This is a genomic window from Streptomyces sp. P17 (genome assembly GCF_032436805.1).
Lineage (GTDB): Bacteria > Actinomycetota > Actinomycetes > Streptomycetales > Streptomycetaceae > Streptomyces.
This window is the reverse complement of the sequence record NZ_JAVRBF010000005.1, coordinates 96,743-110,653: the sequence shown is the minus strand read 5'-3', so window position 1 is coordinate 110,653 and position 13,911 is coordinate 96,743. Positions and strand designations below refer to the sequence as shown.

General features: G+C 70.0%; 15 protein-coding genes, 1 pseudogene and 1 riboswitch. Of the genes and pseudogenes, 4 read left to right on the top strand and 12 right to left on the bottom strand.

Annotated features, from left to right (window positions below; all coding sequences use genetic code 11):
* Positions 1-4: 4 nt before the first annotated feature.
* Together RMT89_RS04765 and RMT89_RS04760 are read left to right on the top strand one after the other, a co-directional pair.
* A complete protein-coding gene (locus RMT89_RS04765) occupies positions 5-1,240 on the top strand; it encodes an MFS transporter (protein WP_315882636.1) in 1,236 nt (411 codons plus the stop codon).
* Between the two features lie 219 nt (positions 1,241-1,459).
* Positions 1,460-2,287: a hypothetical protein gene (locus RMT89_RS04760; protein WP_315882635.1), complete on the top strand. Its 828-nt coding sequence runs from the start codon at positions 1,460-1,462 to the stop codon at positions 2,285-2,287.
* An 88-nt stretch (positions 2,288-2,375) separates the two neighbouring features.
* Here RMT89_RS04760 and RMT89_RS04755 read toward each other — a convergent pair whose 3' ends face one another.
* The 5 genes from RMT89_RS04755 to RMT89_RS04735 all read right to left on the bottom strand — a co-directional run bounded on the left by RMT89_RS04755 (position 2,376) and on the right by RMT89_RS04735 (position 5,679).
* Complete coding sequence (locus tag RMT89_RS04755; RefSeq protein WP_315882700.1) at positions 2,376-2,519, bottom strand: hypothetical protein; 144 nt, start codon at positions 2,517-2,519, stop codon at positions 2,376-2,378.
* Between the two features lie 40 nt (positions 2,520-2,559).
* Positions 2,560-3,624 carry a YihY/virulence factor BrkB family protein gene (locus RMT89_RS04750; RefSeq protein ID WP_315882634.1) on the bottom strand — a complete coding sequence of 355 codons (1,065 nt, stop codon included), beginning with the start codon at positions 3,622-3,624 and terminating at the stop codon, positions 2,560-2,562.
* Positions 3,625-3,653: 29 nt separating this feature from the next.
* A complete protein-coding gene (locus RMT89_RS04745; RefSeq protein ID WP_315882633.1) occupies positions 3,654-4,307 on the bottom strand; it encodes a hypothetical protein in 654 nt (217 codons plus the stop codon).
* The gene (locus RMT89_RS04740) at positions 4,304-4,612 is read right to left on the bottom strand and encodes a helix-turn-helix transcriptional regulator (RefSeq protein WP_315882632.1); all 309 of its coding nucleotides are present in this window, start codon (positions 4,610-4,612) and stop codon (positions 4,304-4,306) included. The genes RMT89_RS04745 and RMT89_RS04740 overlap by 4 nt, the downstream gene beginning before the upstream one ends.
* A 62-nt stretch (positions 4,613-4,674) precedes the next feature.
* The gene (locus tag RMT89_RS04735; protein ID WP_315882631.1) at positions 4,675-5,679 is read right to left on the bottom strand and encodes a Ku protein; all 1,005 of its coding nucleotides are present in this window, start codon (positions 5,677-5,679) and stop codon (positions 4,675-4,677) included.
* A 174-nt stretch (positions 5,680-5,853) separates the two neighbouring features.
* Here RMT89_RS04735 and RMT89_RS04730 point away from each other — a divergent pair, with 174 nt between their 5' ends.
* Positions 5,854-6,189, top strand: a complete 336-nt coding sequence (locus RMT89_RS04730; protein WP_315882630.1) for a helix-turn-helix domain-containing protein — start codon at positions 5,854-5,856, stop codon at positions 6,187-6,189.
* Between the two features lie 283 nt (positions 6,190-6,472).
* On the opposite strand, the gene RMT89_RS04725 is transcribed toward RMT89_RS04730, so the two are convergent.
* The 6 genes and pseudogenes from RMT89_RS04725 to RMT89_RS45855 all read right to left on the bottom strand — a co-directional run.
* Positions 6,473-7,216, bottom strand: a complete 744-nt coding sequence (locus RMT89_RS04725; RefSeq protein ID WP_315882629.1) for a class I SAM-dependent methyltransferase — start codon at positions 7,214-7,216, stop codon at positions 6,473-6,475.
* 159 nt (positions 7,217-7,375) lie between these two features.
* Entirely contained in the window at positions 7,376-7,735 is a 360-nt protein-coding gene (locus tag RMT89_RS04720; protein WP_315882628.1) for an SMI1/KNR4 family protein, read from the bottom strand.
* A gap of 168 nt (positions 7,736-7,903) precedes the next feature.
* A complete protein-coding gene (locus tag RMT89_RS04715) occupies positions 7,904-9,148 on the bottom strand; it encodes a DUF4132 domain-containing protein (RefSeq protein WP_315882627.1) in 1,245 nt (414 codons plus the stop codon).
* A 136-nt stretch (positions 9,149-9,284) separates the two neighbouring features.
* A complete protein-coding gene (locus tag RMT89_RS04710; protein WP_315882626.1) occupies positions 9,285-9,443 on the bottom strand; it encodes a GMC oxidoreductase in 159 nt (52 codons plus the stop codon).
* On the bottom strand, positions 9,440-9,964 hold the full coding sequence (locus tag RMT89_RS04705) for a GMC family oxidoreductase N-terminal domain-containing protein (protein ID WP_315882625.1): 525 nt from the start codon (positions 9,962-9,964) through the stop codon (positions 9,440-9,442). Before RMT89_RS04705 ends, RMT89_RS04710 begins: the two co-directional genes overlap by 4 nt.
* A 110-nt stretch (positions 9,965-10,074) precedes the next feature.
* Positions 10,075-10,725: pseudogene (locus RMT89_RS45855) on the bottom strand (GMC family oxidoreductase N-terminal domain-containing protein); the annotation flags it as partial.
* A 567-nt stretch (positions 10,726-11,292) separates the two neighbouring features.
* On the opposite strand from RMT89_RS45855, the gene RMT89_RS04695 reads away from it, so the two are divergent.
* Positions 11,293-11,712 (top strand): VOC family protein, encoded by a 420-nt coding sequence (locus RMT89_RS04695; RefSeq protein WP_315882624.1) that lies wholly within the window; start codon positions 11,293-11,295, stop codon positions 11,710-11,712.
* A 264-nt stretch (positions 11,713-11,976) separates the two neighbouring features.
* Here the strand turns inward: RMT89_RS04695 and RMT89_RS04690 are convergent, their stop codons facing one another.
* Positions 11,977-13,527, bottom strand: a complete 1,551-nt coding sequence (locus RMT89_RS04690) for a carboxylesterase family protein (protein ID WP_315882623.1) — start codon at positions 13,525-13,527, stop codon at positions 11,977-11,979.
* Between the two features lie 189 nt (positions 13,528-13,716).
* A riboswitch (cobalamin riboswitch) is annotated at positions 13,717-13,910 on the top strand.
* The last annotated feature ends 1 nt before the right edge of the window (position 13,911 follow it).

Genomic DNA, 13,911 nt, shown 5'->3' with positions numbered 1-13,911 from the left:
AGTCATGGGCGTGCGATTGGGGCGCGGTTTCGGCTGGCTGTGGTCGGCCTACGCCGTCAGTACATGCGGTACGTGGATTGCCTTCGGCGCGTTCCCGCTGATCGCAGTGCGCGTGCTGCACTCGTCGGCATTCGCCGTGTCACTGCTGGGGGCGGCCGGGCCTGCCGTCGCGGCGGTGCTTGCGTTCTCGCTCGGGCCGTGGGTCGAGCACCGGGCCAAGCGTCCGGTGATGATCGCGATGGACCTGATCCGGTTCGCCGCGATGGCGAGTGTCCCGATCGCGCACGTCCTCGGCTTGCTCTCCTACGGCCAACTGCTCGTCGTCTCGGTCATCTCCGGGACGGCGAGCATCGCCTTCACCGCGGCGTCGGGCGCGTATCTGAAGTACCTCGTCCGCGGTGACCACCTCCTCGTGGCGAACGGCAGATTCGAGGGCACGAGCTGGGTGGCGACCGCGGCGGGCCCGCCCCTCGGTGGAGCACTCACCGGGTTGCTCGGCCCGGTCATCACGGTCGTGGCCGACGCCCTGAGCTTCCTGTTGTCAGCGCTCGGGATCCTCCGTATCCGCGGAGGCGACGTCGCAGCACCCCGCGACCGGGCCACCAGGTTGCGCGCGGCCGACCTGCTCGCCGGCTGGCGGTGCATCTTCCGCGACCGCGTACTGCGACGCCTGTTCCTCAACTCGATCCTCGTCAGCGGGCTGATCATGGCCACCGTCCCGCTCCTGTCCGTCCTCCTGCTGGGCCAGTACCACTTCCCGGCCTGGCAGTTCGGCCTCGCCTTCGGCATCCCGGCACTTGGCGGCTTCGTGGGCGCCCACCTCTCCGGGCGCCTCGTGACCCGCTACGGCCGGCAACGGGTCATGATCGTCTCCGGCTGGCTTCGATCACTCTTCCCACTGGGGCTCATGTTCGTCCGCCCCGGCATCCCAGGACTCCTCACCGTGATCATCGTCGAGGGCCTGCTGATCACCTGCATGGGCATCTTCAACCCCATCTACGCGACAGAACGCCTGCGCCGGACTCCCGCGGATCACACCGCCCAAGTCCTCAGTACATGGAGCGCCATCAGCAGACTTCTGCAAGCTGCCCTGATGGTGATCTGGGGCATGCTCGCCACACTCACCAGCCCGCTCGCCGCGATCACCATGTCGGGCGTTCTCCTGCTCGCCACGCCGCTGTTGCTGCCCAAACGGTCACATGAGTCCGCCCGGCCGCTGGAGGAGGTCCCAGTCGCATGACACACCGCAACGGCGACCTGAGACAGGGGCTGCTCCCGGTGGCCCCTCGGCCCAGAACGATCATGCTCACCAGACGCCTCCAGCCTCCTCCGTCACCACCTCCGGCGAGACCCGGTCGATAGCTGCCCAGACCCTCCCGTCGGCGCACCCGGCGCCCTACGGTGGGACCGCGAGGAGAGACCGCTGTGCGCGGTTTCTGATCGAGCAGGGGGGAATTCCATGACCATGTACGAGGCCGCGTCCGGCCATTCCAACGAGGTGAAAATCCCCGGCGATTCGCTGGCGGCGCTGACCGATGCCAGGACCGCGGAGTTCGAGCGGGAGATCAAGAAAAGGGACGATCGCGCGCACCTCAACGCGGCGCTCATCGAGGCGGCAACATCGGTGCGGGCCGATTCGTCGGACGCCGAGGCGGTCTCCGCGTGGCAGGACAAGGTGCGCGCGACGATGCGGCGCGCGCCGGAGTACGCGCCTCCGTCCGACGCGGAGGCGGCCGACCTTCAGCTGTTCGCGCGACCGTGGCCATGGCGGCGGGGCACCGCAACGCCCGGCCACACGTCGACGGTGAACCTGGACAGCGGTGAAGCCCATGTCGGGCTGGGGATCTACTTCACGACCGGCGCCGCCGGCGGCACCGCGGAAATGGGCGGGCCGTTCCGCCTGCCGGCCTTCAGCGACTTCGAGTTCCGGACCACGGTCGACTACCGCTACGACTGGTACTTCGCCACCGCGCTCGGTGGAGCGGACAGTCAGGGCTGGATCTCGATCATCGTGGATGAACTGCTGGACGCGCCGGGCTCGCAATGGCACTCGGTCGTCAACCGCAGGCTGCAGCTCTGGTCGGACTCCACCGCCAGCGGCGGCTCGGACGGGGCGACCGAACCCGGCAACCGCATCACCGTCAACGAGCGTTTCCGCGGCCGGCCGGATGCCAGCTACGTGTGGTGGGTCGGCGGCAACGAGACGATCCAGACCGAGTTCCAGGCCGCGTCGCAGGCCAATCTGTACGTCGACCTCCGCTATCTCGTCGCCGTCGGCCGCGTATGAGCGGGCAGGCGGTCGGAGGCTGACTCCAGTCACGCGAACGGCCCCGGACGAGTCCGGGGCCGAACCGCGGCCCTGCGTCACTCGCTGCTCAAGGCGTGGCTACGAGTGCGTAGTCGCTGGTGTGCGCCCGCAGCTGCGAGCTCTGCGCGCTGTAGAGGATCCTCGTGCCGGTGGAGGACGCGTCGAGGACGACCCTGAGGGCGAGGTTGCTGGTGATGTTGTTGGTGGCCAGGTAGTTGCGGGCGCCGCCGGCGACCAGGACGACCCCGGGGTCAGCCTTCGTCCAGGCGGCGCACGTCCTCCTCGTCCCACTTCCTCGTGTCCCGGGGCTGGGTGTAGGGCTCGACGTCCGGCGGATGCCCGCCCGCGATGGCGCGCTGGCGCACGGTCTCGGCGTCGAACTCCAGGCCCAGCAGAATCGCGAGATTGCTGATCCACAGCCAGACGAGGAAGACGATGACGCCGGCCATGGTGCCGTAAGTCTTGTTGTACGAGGCGAAGTTGGTGACGTAGAACGCGAAGCCGGCCGAGGCGGCCAGCCAGATCACCAGGGCCAGGAAGCTGCCGGGAGTGATCCACCGGAAGCCCTTGACCTTGGCGTTCGGGGTCGCCCAGTACAGGATGGCGATCATGAACGTGACCAGGACGACCAGGACGGGCCATTTCGCGATCGACCACACCGTCAGCGCCGTGTCCCCGATCCCGAGCGCCTGTCCGGCCTGACTGGCCAGACCACCGGTGAAGACCACGATCAGCGCACAGGCCACCGCGATCACCATCAGCACCACGGTGACCGCCACCCGCACCGGCAGGATCTTCCACACCGGCCGGCCTTCCGGCATGTCATAGACGGCGTTCGCGGCACGGATGAATCCCGCCACATAGCCGGAGGCCGCCCACACCGCCAGCACGATGCCGACCAGGGCCATCACCGATCCGGTGCCGGCGTTGTTCTGCAACTGCTCCACGGCGCGGGTGATGATGTCCCGCGCGGAGCCGGGGGTGAGCTCCTGGAGATTCTCGAGCACCTTGTCCGTCGCCGACTTGCCGGCGATGCCCAGCAGGGACACCAGCACCAGCAGCGCCGGGAACAGGGACAGCACGCCGTAGTAGGTCAGCGCCGCGGCCCGGTCGGCCAGTTCGTCGTCCTTGAACTCCTTCAGGCTGCCCTTGAGCACCGCGCCCCAGGCCCGCCTCGGCAGCTTCGTCGGCGACTCGGGCGCCGCCTCCTCGACCTGCCGGTCCGGGCCCGCTTCCTCGGGCGACACCCTTCCATGGGCCGGGCCCTGATCAGAGCCGTGGTGTTCCCTACGACCTGGAAGATGCAGCTTCGCCATACCGCGCCGAGTAACCCCATCACGCCCACTCAAAGCAGCTGCGCCTTCCCAGGGTTCGCGGTGTACACGGCAGGGCCTGGGTCGCCGCCTCCACGTCGCCCGCGTGCTCGGCCGGCGCGGCGGCGACGGCCGAGCCGATCAGGTCCAGGTCGTCGGCGGCCTTCAGACGAGGGCCGACGGGCACGACCTTGACGCCGGGTGCAGGGGGCTGTCCTGCCTGCCGACGGGGGCCTGCCGACGGGGCTCGGGCTGCGGTGCGGGCTCGGCGGCGCCGCATTCCGCGGGATCCAGGTGCTGCGGGAAACGGCGACCTGGTGGCGGGCCGGCTCCCCGCACAGGACACAGGACTCGACCGCGGCCAGGGTGACGACGACGTCGTCGTCGCCGGACTCCTGGTGAGCGTCCGCGGGCTCCTCCGCGGGAGCCTCCTCGGCCACGGCCGCGGCCAGCTTGTCCCGGGCGCCGTTGAGGAAATAGGCGTACTTCTCCCGCACTTCACCGCTGGGATCGCGTCCGGACTCCCAGCCCGCGACCGTCGACGGGCTGACGTCCTGCGCCTGCGCGAACTGGGGCCGAGAGACATTCAGTCCCTCGCGCAGGGAACGCCGCTCCTCGGCGGGTGGCAGCGGGACCTCTTTCCTGGCCTCGGCGAGCAGGGCGTCGATCGCGTCGAAGTTCGTCACCGTGCTCCCCCGTCCTGTACGGCGGCGGCGCGTGCCGTGGCGACGGGGCGGCCGGATGCGCGGCGGCGCCCCTCCGGCAGGGCCTCCGAGGCCCGGGTGGGACCCGCGAGGAGTTCCAGGACGTCGATGCCGTAGTGCGCGGCGACCGCGTCGCAGTCGGCCAGACTCCATGCGGCCGTACCGGACTGACGGCGGCTCACCTGCGCCTGGCTCACTCCGAGGGCGGCAGCGAGCTCCGTCTGCGACTCGCCGGTCGCGTGCAGGAGCGCGGCCACCGCGGACCGGACTCGATCATCGAGGCTCATACCCACGACGGGAACTCCAGCCCGCAGAGCTCATGAAGCATGCGCATTCCGCATGATGGCGCTCAGGCGGCGCGCTTCCTCCCCCGGCGCCCGGCCTTGGCGAGAGCCTCGATGAGTTGCTCGCGGCTCATCTTGGAGCGGCCGGACACGCCTTGCTCGGTGGCCCGCTGGTACAGCTCCGCCTTGCTCAGCCCCTCCAACTCCCGCTTTCCGCCGCCTCTTGCAGCGCGGCCCTTCTTCGAAACCGATGAGCGGCCGGCGGCCTTCCTCCTCCCGGCGCCTCCTGCGCCGCGCGCTCGCTCCAGAGAGCCCTCAAGGGCTTCCATCAGGTCAATGACGTTGGTCGCCTCGGGTGCCTCCTCGGCCAGCGCGACTTCCTTGCCCTCCGCCTTCGCGCGGACGAGCTCGCGGACCTTGTCGGCGTAGGTGTCGTGGTACTGCTTCGGGTCCCACGGACTGCTGAGGGCGTCGATGAGCTGAAGGGCGACGTCCATCTCCTTGCCCTTGCCCGCCCGGCCCGAAGGAAGTTCGGGCAGCTCCTGGCGCGGGTCGCGGACCTCGTCGGCCCAGTGCAGGGTCTGCAGGACGAGAACCTTGTCCTCCGCGCGAAGCGCGGTCAGATACTGCCTGTTGCGCATGACGAAGGTGGCGATACCCACTCTGTTGGTCTTGGCGAGCGCTGCCCGCAGCAGCTCGTAGATCTTCAGGTACTCCTTGCCGCGTGGGGCGAGGTAGTAGGTGCGGGCGAAGTAGACCGGCTCGATCTCGGCCAGGTCGACGAAAGCGCTGATGTCGAGTGTCCGGGAGCGGCCGGGCGCGATCTCGTCGAGTTCGTCGGGCTCGACGATGACGTACTCACCCTCGTCGACCTCGAAACCCTTGACGATGTCGTCGGTGTCGACTTCCTTGCCGGTGCGTTCGTTGACGCGCCGGTTGCGGATCCGGTCCGCGGTGCCCCGCTGGAGCTGGTGGAAGTGGACGGTGTGGTCCTCGGTCGCGGTGTAAAGGCCGACGGGCACGCTCACCAGCCCGAACGTGATCACGCCAGTCCAGATTGCCCGTGCCATCGCCGTCCGCTCACCTTCCGTGACCGCCACCCTGACAGGTGCTCCATGTGGCCACGCTGGCACTACTCCGCCCCGAGCGCGCGCCGAGCCGTGCACCCGGCCACTCGGTCGGGGGAAGATTCGATCGCGGTCGTACGATGGCCTGGCCGTGTCGCGTCATCCCAAGGAGTCACCGTGGCCCGCCCTCGTGCCGCCGCCCGGACGGTGGAGCACCCCGATCCGGCGGCGGTCTCGCTCCAGCAGGTTCTGGAGGCGCTGGTGGATCCGGTGCGGCGGATGATCGTGTCCCAGCTGGCCCGGGCCGACGGCGAAAAGAGCTGCGGCACCTTTGACACCCCGGTTTCGACGTCGACCTTGACGCACCACTCCAACGTGCTGCGGGAGGCGGGCGTGATCCGGCAGTACTACGTCGGTACGACGAAGATGAACACGCTCCGCGCGGACGAGCTGGAGGAGCGGTTCCCGGGCCTGCTGTCGTCCGTGGTGGCCGCCTCCGCCGTCGAGCCCTAGACCCGTACTTCGCAGGTCACCCGATCGTGAAGACCAAGCGGTCGTAGCTGATCGCTCGCCGGTCGGAACCGCAGCAGCGATGGCCGTCTCGGTCCGGCCCGGTCGAGATCGGACGCCGTGAGGCCGATGCGGAGAACCTTTTCGGCGACCTGCGAAGTACGGGCCTAGAGCGCGCGGCACGAGGGTCTACGCCAAGCCGCCGGCCCACGCCATCGGCACCGACGCCCCGCCGACGCCTGCACACACGGCGGGCCGTCGGCCAAACGCAGCCGACCGCAGCAGGTCAGGCCCGGCAGCGGAGCATCTCCAGCGGCGGGCTCGTGCGGAGGTCCGCCCAGAAGTCCTCGCCGTACTCACGGATGCCGGCTTCGGACACCTGCAGCGGAACCCACTCCACCGCGCTGAACCCGGCCGCCCGCAGGCACTTCTCGTAGACCTCGCGGCGCGGGGCCGAGCTGACGATGGTGATCGGCTGCGGGTCCAGGAGGGCTGTGACCCGTACCCGCGGACCGGTCTCGATCTCCTCGCCGGCCGGCTCGCAGCGGAACCCGTACCGGTCCAGGGACGCACAGTCGAACTGGTAGTCGGGCTTCTGGGCGAGCACGAAGAACTCGCCACCCGGCACCAGGCTTTGGTGGATGTTGCGGCACATCCGCTCCATCGCCGCGATGTCCTCGGCGTAGTTGAGGCACTGCACGCCCAGCGCGATGTCGAAACGACGGTCAAGGGGCCGCAGTTCGATCACGTCACCGACCTCGTAGTCCACGCCCAGCGGATCACGCTGCTCGATCTCCCGCGCGGCGGCGATCATCTCGACGGAGATGTCGACGCCGAAGACGTCCGTGGCGCCGCGCCGCTTGAACTCCCGGCTGTAGAACCCGGTGCCGCAGGCCAGGTCGAGAACCGACTTGCCGCTCACGTCCCCGACCATGCCCAGGAAGCTCGGCACCTCCCCGTAACGCATCAGCGGCAGGGACTTGAACCCCTCGAATGCCTCGCCGATCTCGTCGTACTGCTGCACGCTCACGTGCGGCCCCCTTCTGCGCTTGATCCTTTACGTGGCAGAGAGTCTCCCCTCGCCCTGTCCGGCCGCCCTACCGGCAGATGACACGAAGAAGTCGGCCGGTCGCCCTCCGATCACCCAAGACACGCGGGATGGGGAGTGACCGGCCCACCGTGTTCATCTTCAGGGCAGGAACTCGTAAAACGGGCCGTCAGGCGCGAAGTTGTGGGAACACAGCGTCACGTCCCTGCCCTTGAGGTAGTCCAGCAACCAGTCGCTGAACCTCATCTCCTTGAGGGTCCGGGCCGGACTGCCGGATTCCTGGACCACGACTCGCCAGGGCGAGGAGGGATCATCAGGGATGCGGAGGAAGACGGTTTCCCCCGTAGTGGCCGACGCCACGGGTATCAGCTCACCGGGATTCGATCCCACCGGACTCGGCAGGAACTCGACCATGTCCTCGTCGCGCCAGAGTTCGAGATCTCCCCTGATGTTGTCTCCCAGACTGTGCAGAAGACGACTGGCGGGGTGCGTCAGATACAACTGCCCGTTTGACCTCGATGGAACCGTGGGCGTCCACAATTTCACGGAAGTCCGCCGGGAATCCGATACCGAGTTCCCGCTCCAGTTCGGTCCACGGAGCCGGATCCGACCAGTTGAACCGGGGTTCGCCCAACAAGGCTGTGATCTCTGCAAGCGACGCTGCCACCACTAAGCTCCTTCCCGGAGCTGGTCGTACGGTTGCTGGATTCCGCTTCCGGCGAGGAAGGTGCGAACGGCTGTGATTTCGGTGGGTGTTGCCCGCTTGGCGTGCCACAGCCGTACGCGTGTGGTGCCCGTGATGTCGACGATGCCTCCGTCGAGAGCCAGGCAGCCTTTCTGGTGGGGAAGCCCCGCTGTCCACGTGCCCTCGCCCGTCTCGTACTCCCAGACGAGGGCGCGGGCGAAGATGCCGGTGAGCGGGTGATCGCGGTAGTAGCGGGCCCACTCGGCATGCGGCCATACGCGGTCCTCGTGCAGCAGCGCATGCAGGCGGCGGCGCTCGGCGCAGAGCGTGTCCTCGATCTTGCCGGCCAGCAGCCGGGTCGCGTCGACGTTGTGGGGCAGGTACTTGGTCTTGAATCCGGTGGGCGAGCGGAAGGGCGCGACGGTGCGGGTGGTGGTCCCGCCTTCGTCGACGTCGATCCAGTCCACGCTGACCCGGCCCGTTTCGGAGACGGTGATGACGGCCTCGTAGGGAATGTTGAGCCAGACCGCGCCGCGGCCGATCCAGCCCAGTCGCAGGGTGCCGTCCTCGCCGACGCCGTGCGTGTGCACCGTCCGCTCCTCCACCTGGTGGGGCGGAACACCGAGGCGGGCGGCGGTCTTCCTGACCATCTTCGCCAGGTGCCGGTGGGAGTGGGCGCCGGGCTGGACCTCGCGGTGCAGGGTCCACAGGGCTTCCATGGCCGACAGGTCGGCGAGCGCGGTGAACACGGCCCCGGACAGCTCGTCGTCCCGCTTGTAGTAGCCGTCGAGGACGAAGGCGTTCTTGCGCGCCACCGTCACCAAGTCGTCGACCAAGTCCTGGAGTTCGGACGGCGCGGCGCCACGGGCCAGGTATCCGGCGGCCAGGGCGAAGCCGTTGGCCAGGTCGCGGGTGGGCGTCCGGTCCGACTTCGCCCAGAGTTCCTCCCACGTGACATTCGGGTCGGTGCAGTCGTGCAGGGAGCCGCCGGCCGCCAGCGCCCGTATCGCCTCCGCCACCAGCTGCCGTGCGCCGCTCGCCTTCAGCAACGCCTTGGTCTGCCGCTTCCAGGCGGCGTCGACCTTGTAGTGCCAGTCCCAGAAACTGCCCGCCTGCCCAAGATGCAGCACCAGAGCGGTCAGCTCCGGCGACAGCTCGCTCACCCGATCCCGGATCCGGTCCGCCCATCCGTTACCGGGCTCCAGCAGCTCATCCACACGTTCGGTCATACGACGATCTTGCCAGCCACCACTGACAATCCCTCCGACTCCCCCGATACGCCGGCGGGCCTGCTCTCACCCGCGCCTCACAAAGCGGTCCGTGATGGCCAGGGCCGTTGCCATGATGCTCAGTTGGGGATTGACCTCAGGGCAGCTGGGCAGTGCCGAGCCAATCGGTGATCAGGATGCCGTGGACGCCGCGGAGGTGGCCCTCCGGGTCGGTCGGTGAGTGTTCGGGGTCTGCGCCGGCGGCTGCCGTGCCCGTGGGGTGGAACGCGGAGATGTGCAGCCGGCGTGCCGTCACCGTGTCCAGCAGCGCCTCCAGTTGGTCGGGTGTTCGCGCGCGGGGGCGTGCGGGACGCCGGTGAGGACTTCCTCCGCGCCCGCGGCGAACAGCAGGCGGCGCATGGCTCGTTGGGCCCGCAGGAGGCGGCCGGCGTCGCGGGGGGCGAGGTCGTAGCGCAGGGAGCGTGCGCTCGCGGCCCAGGACCCGGCCCGAGGGCGATCGGCGACCATGGCGCCGAGGGTGGCGAGGTGTGCGGTGGTCTCCAGTTCGCGGCGCAGGGTCTGGCCCACGCCCGGCAGGACGAACGAGGTCATGCCCGGTGGAGCCGCGGTCGCCTCGATCAGGATGCCGTCGGCGTGCAGCTCTTCCACGCCGACGCTCTGCAGTACGCCCTTGCCGTCGGTGACCGGACGGCTGAAGCGGCCCGCGACACTGATGGCCGGGTGCACGCTGAGGTTCCGGCCCGTGCGGGGGTGTCCGCCGAGACCGGAGCGGCGCAGCAGCGGCGGGGTCTGCAGGGCGCCCGCGGCGACCACCACCAGCAAGCTGAGGATCTCCAGCGCGCTGCCGTCCGGGCGGAGGGCCAGTACCCGGCGGCGCGCGGGCCACCCGGCCGGTCGGGGTCGGTGAGGATGCGCCGTACGCGGGCGCCCGTCACGATCCGGGCGCCGGACGCGCAGGCGTCGGGGAGCACGGAGAGTTGGACGCTCTGCTTGGCGCCGGTGGGGCAGCCGACGACACACTGGCACGAGCCTTTGCAGCCGGGCGCGTTGCGGCGCAGGGGCGCCACGCTCCAGCCGAGCTCCTTCGCTCCGGCCAGGGCGAGCCTCCCATTGGCGCCGATCACGTCCAGCGGCTGTCGGGCCACGCGCAGGGTGCGTTCCACCTCGTCCAGGTAGGTGTCGAAGCCCTCGGCGGCGGCGAATCCGTACCGGCTGCGCCAGCGGGCCACGAGATGGTCGGGTGTGCGGTAGCAGGTGCCGGAGTTGACGACCGTGGTGCCGCCGACCGCGCGGCCCACCGGCGGGACCAGCGGCGGGTTGCCGAGCGCGAGTGTGGCGCCGCCGTGCCGGTAGAGGTCGGTGAAGACACCGCGGCGATGATCTCCAGCACGTCGCCGCCGCCCAGATCCGCGTGCAGCCAGGCCCAGCGCCGTGCGTTGCCATGGCCGTAGATCCTCGCGCTCGCGCCCACCGCCTCCTCCAGCCGCAGTTCGGCCGCGCCGTAGCGGACGGTGCCGGTGTACAGGCAGCGGGCGGCGGGCAGCATCTGGCTGGCCGGCAGCCAGGGGCGGCGCCACGACCAGCGGGGGAACGTGTGGACCGGGGCGCCCTGGGGCGTCTCGGTGAGCTCCCAGGTGAAGGAACCCGCCGAGCCCGCCAGCCGGCCGGGCAGCGCGCTGACGTCCTCGGCGAGGAAGCCCTGCCGAGGGGCCGTCCACGGTACGGGGCCGAAGCGTGCGTGCTCGACGGGACCGTCCTTGGGGAAGACGGCCACCCAGCCATGGGCGTAGGCGCCGGAACCGTCGGTGGGCGCCACCACTTCGTGGTGCAGCCGGACCCCGCTGCCGGTGGCCGGATCGGTGAGGGTGGTGTACCAGACCTCCGTGTGCCCCGGGGTGCCGTCCCACCGTGACGCCGGATCGGGAGCGGCGGCGGGGGCGGCCGCTCGTGGGAAGCGGAAGCTCGCCAGGAAGGGCAGCAGGCCGGTGGTGAGGGGGAAGCGCAGGGTGCCCTCGCCGACGCGTTCACCGTCTTCGTACAGGGTGAACGGCAATACGGTCATCGAGGTGAGCGGCCGTGCGGGCGAGACGGACTTCCAGCCGTCCAGCTTGAGAGAGGACCTGACGGACACCATGAGTCGCCGCATGAGCCGGCCAACGCACGGCGCGCTGCACCACGTCGAGCTGTGGGTGCCGGACCTCCACCGCGCCCTCGCCTCGCTCGGCTGGCTGCTGGAGGCACTGGGTTACGACCCCTTCCAGAGCTGGGAGGGCGGACGCAGCTGGCGGCTCGGCGCGACCTATCTGGTCGTCGAGCAGTCCCCGGACCTCACCGCCGCACAGCACGACCGCCGGCGCCCGGGACTCAATCACCTGGCCTTCCACGTCGAAGACGCCCCCACGGTCGACAAGCTGACGGCGGACGCGGCCCATCACGGCTGGCACCTGCTGTTCCCCGAGCGGCACCCATACGCCGGCGGCGGACAGCACTACGCCGCCTACCTGGAGAACGACGACGGCTTCGAAGTCGAACTCGTCGCGATCAACTCACCCGAGCGAAGCTGAGACCAGCCGTCAACGCGTCCGGCCCGCCCCGATGTTCGGGACGGGCCGGAGATCCGAGCGCCGGGCAGGCCTTGCACCTGCATCTCCCCGCAGGAAGCGGGATGTCTTTCCTTGGACCACCGACGCAGTACCGGAGCGCCGTGATGAACGGCGACCAGCTCATGATCGACTATACAGCACCTAGGGGCTGAGGCTCGGCCGCCGCGCGTACACCTCGATCTCGAGCGGTGAGGAGCTCAAGCGGTTCCGCATCCGGCACGACAGCTACTTCGTGGAGGACTTCGAAGCCGGAGCGGGGTAGGTCGTCAGCGGCAGTGCGGTGAACGTGTGCCCTTCCCAGAGCCGGCGGGACGTCTCCTCCGGGTAGGCGGCGACCTGGGCTTCGGTGTCGAGGAGTTGGACAAGACGCCGTTCGGTGTCGTAGGCGGGCCAGCCCGGGTCGCCGGTCGTGGCGAAAGCCGTCCACGCGGAGCGGATACGGGCGGACAGCGCCTCGGTCTCCGGGGAGGGCGTGGGCCCGATCAGCAGGGCGCCGAGGCCGCCGTAGACACCGAAGGTCAGTGGCACGTCCAGGCCGTGGCAGGCGCCCAGCGCGCCGCCGCCCGCCGGGGCGGACCAGGTGAGTTCGTAGACATGCGCCCGACCGCCACCGGCCACGTGGGCCTCGGCGAGGTGCAGGGAGGGCATGCGGAACAGCCAGTCGGACTGCACGAGTTCGAAGAGGTGCTCCGCCGAGGCGTCAGGGAAGGCGGCGCGATAGGACCGCTCGGCATCCGGTGCCGGCCCGAACCAGTTCAGGGCTGACGCGGCGAGGCTGTCGTCCACCCGCCCGAGCAGACCGCCGAGCAGGAGGAAGAGCCGGTACTCGTCCCGGTTGTGGCCGGCGATCAGCTCCACGTCGCGCGCGGTGCCGTCGGCCAGCGCCTCCCACGGCGACCGGGTCAGGACCTCTCCATCGACGACCGGCGAGTACGGCGTCGGGGTCTGGGCGACCGCGCCCCAGCGGTGCCCGTACGCACGCATCCGCCCGCCCAGCACGGCCCCCGCCTCGGGCAGCTTGCGCGGGTCCACGCCGGACAGGTCGGCCACCGTGGGCCGCAGCCCCAGCTCCCCGGCGATCGCTCCGGCGATGTCCACGGCCAACTCGTCCGAGAAGAACGTGCCCGGCACACTCTGGACGATGGCCCGCCGGAACAGGCCCCGCGCTGTGTCCATCGTCAGCAGCGCGGCGATGGACCCGGCGCCGGCCGACTCACCGAAGACGGTGACCTGGTCGGGGTCGCCGCCGAAGGCGGAGATGTTCGACCGCACCCACTCCAGGGCCGCGACCTGGTCAAGGAGACCACGGTTGGCCGGGGCGCCCTCGATGCGGGCGAACCCCTCAATGCCGACCCGGTAGTTGAAGGTGACGACGACCAGGTCACCGTCGTGTGCGAGGCGGCCGGCGTCGTAGGCGGGGTCGTCGGCTGAGCCGAACTTGTAGGCGCCGCCGTAGATCCAGACCATCACCGGGCGGCGGGCGGCCGTATCCGCCTCCGGCGTCCACACATTGACCGTCAGCCAGTCGTCCCCGGCGGCTGTCGTGCCCACAGGCGTGGCCTCAGGACCGAACGGCTCCTGCGGGGGCGGCGGGCCGAAGGAGTACGCCTCCCTCACGCCGTCCCAGCGCCTCACCGGCCGCGGAGCCGCGAAACGTGCCTCTCCGACCGGCGGCTGCGCATACGGAATGCCGCGGAAGACCGCCAGGCCCGCCTCGCGACGCCCGCGCACGGCGCCCGACACCGTCATGACCTCGGGAAATTCGGCACTGCTCATGAAGGCTCCTCAAGCGACGGACCCCGCCTCGGCCCGGCCATCCTCCCCCGAAACTCTTGAAGTATCAATTAGTGGGTCGGTGTCTCCCCCGAACTCCACCGCTTCCGCCCGGGCGTGTCTCACCTCACCATCCGAATACCAGGCCTCACCCGCGCACCCCCTCGACAGCCCCGTACGCTGGCCGGTGCAGCTGGTTCGCCCCGTCCGCCAGGCGGGATGCGTCGTAAGAGGGAACCCGGTGAGAATCCGGGACTGCCCCGCAGCGGTGAGTGGGAACGACCGCCGTCATCCGCACTGGGCCCGACGAACTGGGTCTGGGAAGCGACGGCCAGTAGGTGTCCTCCCGAGGAGGACGTGCCCGCGAGTCCGAAGACCTGCCATCTG